Source organism: Streptococcus sp. GMD1S (assembly GCF_000296875.1).
Lineage (GTDB): Bacteria > Bacillota > Bacilli > Lactobacillales > Streptococcaceae > Streptococcus.
The window spans coordinates 1-765 of sequence record NZ_AJQY01000231.1; the positions used below are offsets into that span (position 1 = coordinate 1).

Sequence of the window (765 nt, forward strand, 5' to 3'; positions counted from 1 at the left end):
CCACACGACTGGAGTATCTTTAACGATTTTGACCATCAGTCACCTGCCCAAAACGAAGGTGGACAGCTCAATGGTGGTGAAGCTTGGTATCGTAAGACTTTTAAACTTGATGAAAAAGATCTCAAGAAGAATGTTCGTTTGACCTTTGATGGTGTCTACATGGATTCTCAAGTCTTTGTCAATGGCCAGTTAGTGGGACATTATCCAAACGGTTATAACCAGTTCTCATACGATATTACCAAATACCTCCACAAAGATGGTCGTGAGAATGTGATTGCTGTCCATGCAATTAACAAACAACCAAGTAGCCGTTGGTATTCAGGTAGCGGTATCTACCGTGATGTGACCTTGCAAATGACAGATAAGGTTCATGTTGAGAAAAATGGGACAACCATCTTAACACCAAAGCTAGAACAACAGCAACATGGCAAGGTTGAAACGCATGTGACCAGCAAAATCGTTAATACAGACGATAAAGACCATGAACTTGTAGCAGAGTATCAAATCGTTGAACGTGGTGGTCAGGCTGTAACAGGTTTGGTTCGTACAGCGAGCCGTACCTTGAAAGCACATGAATCAACAAGTCTTGATGCGATTTTAGAAGTTGAACAACCAAAACTCTGGACAGTTTTAAATGACAAACCAGCCTTGTACGAATTGATTACGCGTGTTTACCGTGATGGTCAATTGGTGGATGCTAAGAAGGATCTGTTTGGTTACCGTTACTATCATTGGACTCCAAATGAAGGTTTCTCTTTGAATGGT

The 765-nt window shown here is 41.6% G+C and carries 1 protein-coding gene; it reads left to right on the forward strand.

Annotated elements, in window-relative coordinates:
- On the forward strand, positions 1-765 hold a 765-nt coding region (locus GMD1S_RS08495; protein ID WP_000297247.1), incomplete at both ends, for a sugar-binding domain-containing protein.